This window comes from Acidovorax sp. LjRoot204 (genome assembly GCF_056175785.1).
The window spans coordinates 1-7,216 of the sequence record NZ_JBGFFF010000187.1; the positions used below are offsets into that span (position 1 = coordinate 1).

Below are 7,216 nucleotides of genomic sequence, written 5' to 3' on the forward strand. Positions count from 1 at the left end.
GTGCTCAACGGCTCACCGCTGTTCACGGGCGGCGCGGGATCGGGCGAATCTGAAATTCGCCGCTACGTGCTGGAGAACGACTTGTTGGAGGCCATCGTCGGCCTGCCCACCGACATGTTCTACAACACCGGCATCAGCACCTACGTTTGGGTCATCAGCAACCGCAAGCCCGCTGCGCGCAAGGGCAAGGTGCAGCTGATTGATGCGTCAGGCATGTGGCAGAAGATGCGCAAGAGCCTGGGCTCCAAGCGCAAGGAACTCAGTGACGCCCACATCGACCGCATCACCCGTCTGTTTGGCGATTTTGTCGAGGCGCAGAACGACGACGGCACTCCCATCAGCCGCATCTTTGACAACAAAGCCTTTGGCTACCACAGCATCACCGTCGAACGCCCGCTGCGCGACGAAGCGGGCAACGTGGTGCTGGGCACCAAGGGCAAGCAAAAGGGCAAGCCCCAGCCTGACGCGCAGCTACGCGACACCGAAAACGTGCCCTACACCGAAGACGTGGGCGAGTATTTCAAGCGCGAAGTGCTGCCCCACGCGCCTGACGCCTGGATCGACCCCGACAAAACCAAAGTGGGCTATGAAATCCCGTTCAACCGGCACTTCTATGTCTTCAAGCCCCCGCGCCCGCTGGCCGATATTGACGTGGAGCTGAAGCAAACCACCGACCGCATCTTGGACATGATCAAGGGGCTGTCGGCATGAGCTTTCCGAGATACCCGGGGTACAAGGACAGTGGGGTGGAGTGGCTGGGGGAGGTGCCGACACATTGGGAGGTCAAGCGTCTGCGCCACTTGGTCGAATGCATTGATGGCAAGCGGGTACCACTCAACTCGGTTGAACGTGCTGACAGGCCGGGCGACGTGCCCTATTGGGGCGCAAATGCAATCATGGGATATGTCGATCAGCCCCTTTTCGATGAAGAGCTCGTATTGCTGGGCGAAGATGGGGCACCGTTTTTCGATCCTTTCCGGCCAGTTGCGTTTCGCTCCATTGGACCTGTTTGGCCCAACAACCACATCCATGTGCTGAGGCCCAATCAGACGACGTTCACGAAGTTCATCGTTCACTGCCTGAACGTCACTGACTACGCAAATTTCATCGACGGCTCAACCCGCGACAAGCTTACTCAAGCAGGGATGAATTCCATACCATTGCCTTGGCCCAGCCACGATGAAGCATTATTGATAGCCACCTTCCTCGACCGCGAAACCGCCAAGATCGACGCGCTGGTGGCCGAGCAGGAAAAGCTGATCGCCCTGCTGCAGGAAAAGCGCCAGGCTGTCATCTCTCACGCCGTGACCAAGGGGCTGGACCCGAACGTGCCGATGAGGGACTCGGGCGTGGAGTGGCTGGGGGAGGTGCCGGCGCATTGGCAATCGAAGCGACTAAAGTTTCTTGCATCAAACATTAAAGCCGGTCCGTTTGGTTCTGCGTTGACCAAAGATATGTACGTCAGTTCGGGTTACCGGGTGTACGGGCAGGAGCAGGTGATCCCTGGTGATTTTTCTATCGGCGATTACTACATCGACCAGACTAAGTTTGCAGAGTTGGCTCAGTACGAGATACGACCGGATGACTTGCTAATTAGCTGCGTTGGCACCTTTGGGAAGATTGCCGTTGTTCCAGTAGACGCTGAGCCGGGAATCATCAACCCCCGCCTTATCCGCCTTCGGACTGTGGAAGGCGTTCTGCCGCTTTTTCTTGCCGAGGTTCTAAGGAGCGCTGTTACTTTCGAGCAGTTCTCTGTACTCAGTCGCGGAGGCACCATGGATGTGATCAACATTGGTACGTTGAGCGACATCTGGATTGCACTTCCACCAATAGCCGAGCAATCAGCGATTCTTAGCGGGATCACCTCGCAAATGGCGCGCTTTGACGCGCTGATGACCCAAGCCCGCACCGCCATCACCCTCCTGCAAGAACGCCGCACCGCCCTGATCTCCGCCGCCGTTACTGGCCAGATCGACGTGCGTGGGTTGGCGGGCGGCGCAAATACTCCGGTTTCACTTGCATCTAGCGCTTACGCTGAAAGCGCCTAAGACCAGTTTCGCGGCAAACCCCATCATGCCCCTCTACTCCATCACTAACGCACAGCTGCTGTCAGTGCCCACCACCACGTTCGCCAGCCAGTCCATCCTAGAGCGGCAGCACCTGCAGGCCATGCTCAAGCAAGACCCTTCCCCGCTGGGAGAGGGGCTGCTGGTGCTGTGCGAGGAATACTCGAACTGGCTAGACAGCAACCGGCGTATCGATCTGCTGTGCCTGTCCAAGGACCGGGACTTGGTAGTGGTGGAGATCAAGCGAACAGACGATGGCGGACACATGGACCTGCAGGCCATCCGATATGCCTCTATGATCTCGGGGATGACGCTGGAGCAGGTGATCGATGCACATGCTCGGTCGTTCGTCGGACAAGATGACGGGCGAGAGAAAGCGCGGTCAGCCGTGCTGGAGCACTTGGGCCTCGAGTCAGAGGCCGACGGGACGCTCACGGGGAAGGTCGAGATCATCTTGGTGTCGGCTGACTTCTCAACGGAAATTACCACTTGCGTCATGTGGCTCAACGATCAGGGCCTGAGCATTCGCTGCATTCGCATGCAGCCGTACCAGTACCACAATCAAACCCTAGTGGATGTTACGCAGATCATCCCGCTCCCCGAAGCGGAAAGCTACATCGTGAAGATGCGCGAGCAGCAAGACGAAAAGCGTAAGGTGGAGACCAAGCGCCAGGAGAGCATCCGGCGTTTCTGGGCGCAGTTCATCGAAACCTCCAAGAAGCAAGCTGGATTGTTCGCCGGACGCAGCCCCACCACCGATCACTGGCTCTCAGCGGGTATCGGCAAGGCGGGGACGAACATCACGTGCTCACTGGCTGAGGACCGCAGTCGAGTAGAACTCTGGATCCACTTGGGCAAGAACAAGGTTGCGACGAATAAGGCATGGTTCGACGCATTGCACTCACAAAAGGGCAAGATTGAGGCTGATTTTGGGGCTGCGCTCAGTTGGCAGCGCCTCGATAGCGGCGCGGGATGTCGCATTTGTACTGAGTTTGACGGAGGCTGGAGTTCTGCGGAGACCGAATGGGCGTCTCTTCAAAGCAAACTCATGAAGGCTGCGGCCGACCTTGCCGCAGTGATGGCACCCCGCTTGAAGTTGCTCAAAGACGAATAGCGGGGCATGAGCGGCTGGGATACGTGATGCCCATTGAGCCGGGACAACAAATGAACGCATAAGCATGAGAGGGGAGAGGGTCAGTGGCACTGCACAACGAAATCCAGTTCGAGCTCGACATTTGCAACCACCTCGCAGCGCAAGGGTGGCTCTATGCCGCGCCGGGCACGGAGGGCGACGCCAGCGACTACGACACTCCCCGTGCCCTGTACCCCGCCGACCTGCTGGTCTGGGTGCAGGCCACCCAGCCCCAAGCATGGGAGGCGTTGAGCAAGACCCACGGCTCCGCAGCTGAGGCCATGCTGCTCGACCGCCTACGAAAGGCGCTTGACGAGCGAGGCACGCTAGAGGTGCTGCGAGTGGGAATCGACCTGCTGGGGCTCAAGAGCCCGCTGAAACTAGCGCAGTTCAAGCCTGCGCTGGCAATGAACCCTGAATTGCAGGTTCGCTACGCCGCCAACCGCCTGCGTGTGGTGCGCCAGTGCCRAACCAACCACGACGACATCATTGATCTGGTTCTGTTTTTGAACGGCATCCCGGTGGCCACGGCGGAGCTCAAGACCGACTTCACGCAGGACATGAACGCGGCGGTGGACCAGTACCGCTTTGACCGCATCCCCAAGCCCAAGGGTAGGCCGTTTGCCGAGCCTCTGCTGGACTTTCCGCGGGGCGCGTTGGTCCACTTTGCCGTGAGCAACCGCACGGTGATGATGGCCACCCGCCTGCAGGGCCTCGCCACGCGCTTTCTGCCCTTCAACCAGGGTGACCACGGCGGCGCGGGCAACCCTGCCAATCCGGTAGGCCATCRCACCGCCTACCTGTGGGAGCAGGTGTGGCAGCGCGACAGCTGGCTGGAGATCATTGGCCGTTATCTGGTCACCCAGCGCGATAGCAAGAAGAAGGTGACGGGATTCATCTTCCCGCGCTACCACCAGCTCGACGCCACGCGCAAGCTGCAAGCGGCCGTGCTGGCCGAAGGGGCCGGGCACAAGTACCTGATCCAGCACAGCGCGGGCAGCGGCAAGACCAATTCGATTGCCTGGACGGCGCACTTTCTGGCCGACCTGCACGATGCTCAGAACCACAAGCTGTTCGACAGCGTGCTGGTGGTGAGCGACCGCAATGTGCTCGACGCGCAGTTGCAGGAGGCCATCTTCGATTTCGAGCGCACCAAGGGCGTGGTGGCCACCATCAAGGGTGAGGGCGGCAGCAAGAGCGGCGAGTTGGCCGAGGCACTGGGCGGCGGCAAGAAGATCGTGGTATGCACCATCCAGACCTTTCCCTTTGCCCTCAAGGCCGTGCAAGAGCTGGCCGCCACCCAAGGCAAGCGCTTTGCCGTGATTGCCGACGAGGCGCACAGCAGTCAGACAGGCGAGGCGGCCAGCAAGCTCAAGCAGCTGCTGAGCGCAGAAGAGCTCAAAGACCTTGCTGATGGCGGCGAGGTGGGCACGGAGGACCTGCTGGCCATGCAGATGGCGGCGCGTGCCAACGACAAGGGCATCACCTACGTGGCCTTCACCGCCACGCCCAAGGCCAAAACGCTGGAGATGTTCGGCCGCCGTCCACAGCCAGACCAGCCTGCCGGGCCGGGCAACCTGCCAGCGCCATTCCACATCTACAGCATGCGCCAGGCCATTGAGGAAGGCTTCATCCTCGATGTGCTGAAGAACTACACGCCCTACAAACTGGCCTTCAAGCTCGCCAACAACGGCAAGGAATGGGACGAGAAAGCGGTCGAGCGCAGCGAGGCCATGAAGGGGCTGATGCGCTGGGTGYGTCTGCACTCCTACAACATCAGCCAGAAGGTGGCAGTGGTGGTGGAGCACTTCCGTGAGAACGTACAGCCTCTGCTGGATGGCCACGCCAAGGCCATGGTGGTGGTCGGCAGTCGCCAGGAGGCGGTGAGATGGCAGTTGGCGGTCCAGCGGTACATCCAAGACAACGGCTACAAGCTGGGCACCTTGGTGGCCTTCTCGGGGGAGGTGAATGACCCGGAGCAGGTAGACGAAGCCGTCACAGAAAACAGCACCCGCCTAAACCCCTTGCTCAAGGGCCGAGACATGCGCGAGGCATTTACCACCGACGAGTACCAAATCCTGCTGGTGGCCAACAAGTTCCAGACGGGGTTTGATCAGCCGATGCTCTGCGGCATGTACGTAGATAAGCGTCTTGGCGGTATCCAGGCGGTACAGACCCTGAGCCGCCTGAACCGCGCCTACAGCGGCCCATACGGCCTCAAGGACACTACCTACATCCTGGACTTCGTGAACGAGCCGGATGACATCCTTGCCGCGTTCAAGACCTACTACGAAACCGCCGAGCTGGCGGGGGTAACCGACCCGCATCTGGTGTACGACCTGCGCGCCAAGCTCGATGCCTCGGGTCACTACGATGAGTTCGAGGTCGAGCGCGTGGTGCTGGCTGAGATGAACGCCAAGGCCACGCAAGCCATGCTGGTGGCTGCAATTGAGCCGGTGGCAGATCGATTACTCAAGCGATACAAGGCTGCCCAGCTGGCGCTTGCTCAGGCACAACAGACCAACAAGGAGGGGCCGGCGACGCAAGCGGCCAAGGACGAGTTGGCGGCACTGCAGCTCTTCAAGCGCGACCTGGGCACCTTTGTGCGCGTGTACGCCTTCCTGGGGCAGGTGTTCGACTACGGCAATACGGACATTGAAAAGCGTGCAATGTTCTTCAAGCGCTTGCTGCCCCTGCTCGACTTCGGCCGCGAGCGGGAAGGGGTGGATCTGTCGAAGGTCGTATTGACCCATCACCGTCTCAAAGATCAGGGCAAGCGTAGCTTAGCTCTGCATGACGACGATGGTGACCACAAGTTGCAACCACTGACAGATACGGGCGGTGGAGCGGTGCAGGAGAAGCAGAAGGTGCTGCTCTCTGAAATCCTCGCCAAGGTGAACGACCTGTTTGATGGTGAGCTCAGCGACGACGACCGACTGGTCTATGTGAACCATGTCAAAGGCAAGCTGCTGGAGTCTGACATCCTGGTGCAGCAGGCCAGCAACAACAGCAAGGGGCAGTTCGATAACTCCCCCGACTTGGACAGCGCACTGACCGACGCAATCATTGATGCTTTCGGTGCGTACACCAGCATGAGCAAACAGGCGCTGGATAGCGAGAGGGTGCGAGCCGGGCTTAAGGCCATCCTGTTGGGGCCTGCTCAGTTGTATGAGGCGCTGCGTGCCCGTAGTGGTGAAGCGTAGTCTGTGGACTTGCTTTACCGCGCGCTTCCTGGAAAATAGGTTCTTTGATCAAGCAGCAAGGGACTCTTTGAGCTCGATGTCTTGTAGGTACGGTTCATGCTCGGCGAGAACTGTGACGGAAAACTCTCAGCTAGAACAGTTTTCGCGTCTTTTGAAGACTCAGTCAGACTACGTGGAGCGGAGATTCTTGCGCTATTGAATGGGCCAATCTTCTTGGTTTTGCAGTCGGTTTGCTTTAATGCAGTGCTGAACGCGTCCTTCCTGAAAGAGCTTGCGTTTCGCACCGCATGAGGATCAGTGCCGATGTCTTGGCACGAGCACAGACCGTGCTGATGGGGGAGGGTGATGGACACCCTCACTCCTCAATGTCATCAAGTGGTCTTGGAGCTCGGAAGAACCGACGATACCGACACATCCGACTCGACGACTTGCCAGTTCTCTGCGTTCCGAGTCTTGGGTGCTTTGCGAAGCCGGTAGGGGCCCACGATCCTGCCCTCGTTACGAGCCAGCCAGTGACCCAGCTTCCGGACGTTGATGCTTTCATTTCCCCCTGCTGCTTCAGCCAGCGCATCCCGGAAATCATCGGTCTCATCAAGGTGAACCGCAGCGTTGACGACGTCGCGAACCATCTTCGGGTCACCACCGTGCTTTTCATGCCAGCCTGAAAGGACCCTGCCCAGCAGCAGCTGTGGGGGGTCTTCCTTCAAACCCTGGAAAACGCTTTCTGCAGGATCAGGCTGCCCAAGCCAAAGCAGGGGTTGCCGGCACCAGTTGCTCCAGTCCGAGTAGCTGGCGAGAGATGGGCAGGTTGCAAT

Annotated in this window: 4 protein-coding genes and 1 pseudogene; 4 read left to right on the top strand and 1 reads right to left on the bottom strand. The window is 59.4% G+C overall.

The features are described from left to right. The 4 genes from AC04MI_RS21835 to AC04MI_RS21850 form a co-directional block, all read left to right on the top strand. Window positions 1-711 (top strand): HsdM family class I SAM-dependent methyltransferase (locus tag AC04MI_RS21835; RefSeq protein ID WP_476498683.1); only part of this gene is annotated, 711 nt, incomplete at its 5' end. Beyond that, window positions 708-2,048, top strand: coding sequence for a restriction endonuclease subunit S (locus AC04MI_RS21840; RefSeq protein ID WP_476498684.1), 1,341 nt, complete (start codon window positions 708-710; stop codon window positions 2,046-2,048). The genes AC04MI_RS21835 and AC04MI_RS21840, both read left to right, overlap by 4 nt. 25 nt (window positions 2,049-2,073) lie before the next feature. Beyond that, window positions 2,074-3,180 carry a DUF4268 domain-containing protein gene (locus tag AC04MI_RS21845; RefSeq protein WP_476498685.1) on the top strand — a complete coding sequence of 369 codons (1,107 nt, stop codon included), beginning with the start codon at window positions 2,074-2,076 and terminating at the stop codon, window positions 3,178-3,180. A gap of 83 nt (window positions 3,181-3,263) precedes the next feature. Continuing rightward, complete coding sequence (locus AC04MI_RS21850) at window positions 3,264-6,401, top strand: type I restriction endonuclease subunit R (protein ID WP_476498686.1); 3,138 nt, start codon at window positions 3,264-3,266, stop codon at window positions 6,399-6,401. Between the two features lie 371 nt (window positions 6,402-6,772). On the opposite strand, the pseudogene AC04MI_RS21855 reads toward AC04MI_RS21850, so the two are convergent. Further along, window positions 6,773-7,216: pseudogene (locus tag AC04MI_RS21855) on the bottom strand (hypothetical protein); the annotation flags it as partial.

Bases quoted from the DNA above. Each gene is read 5' to 3' on its own strand.
- AC04MI_RS21840 (WP_476498684.1), top strand. From the start codon at position 708: ATGAGCTTTCCGAGATACCCGGGGTACAAGGACAGTGGGGTGGAGTGG.
- AC04MI_RS21845 (WP_476498685.1), top strand. From the start codon at position 2,074: ATGCCCCTCTACTCCATCACTAACGCACAGCTGCTGTCAGTGCCCACC.